This is a genomic window from Bacillus sp. SIMBA_031 (assembly GCF_046535225.1).
Classification (GTDB): domain Bacteria; phylum Bacillota; class Bacilli; order Bacillales; family Bacillaceae; genus Bacillus; species Bacillus velezensis.
This window is the reverse complement of record NZ_JAWRXC010000164.1, coordinates 1-277: the sequence shown is the minus strand read 5'-3', so window position 1 is coordinate 277 and position 277 is coordinate 1. Positions and strand designations below refer to the sequence as shown.

Sequence of the window (277 nt, the reverse complement as noted above, 5' to 3'; positions counted from 1 at the left end):
ACGCCGGGGTTACAACTCGGAATCAGGCCTATCAATCATAAGTATCCTTATGATATTTTCTGAGGAGTCGAGACTATTATTCCGGTCCCGGCCTTTCAGGATTTCGAGCCGTTGCCCACTGAGGAGAACCATGACATCCACTAATAGCCCCGTTCGAAGCCGCACCACCATCCAACGTGCAGCCCAAATCGTGGGTGCCGTATTCCTGCTCGTCGGTGTCTTGGGCTTCATTCCCGGCATCACCGTCGATTTCGGATCCATGTCCTTTGCCGGACAT

Annotated in this window: 1 protein-coding gene; it reads left to right on the top strand. The window is 53.1% G+C overall.

Annotated elements, in window-relative coordinates; all coding sequences use genetic code 11:
- Positions 1–49: 49 nt before the first annotated feature.
- Positions 50–277 (top strand): DUF4383 domain-containing protein (locus SB724_RS19900; protein WP_410572538.1); only part of this gene is annotated, 228 nt, incomplete at its 3' end.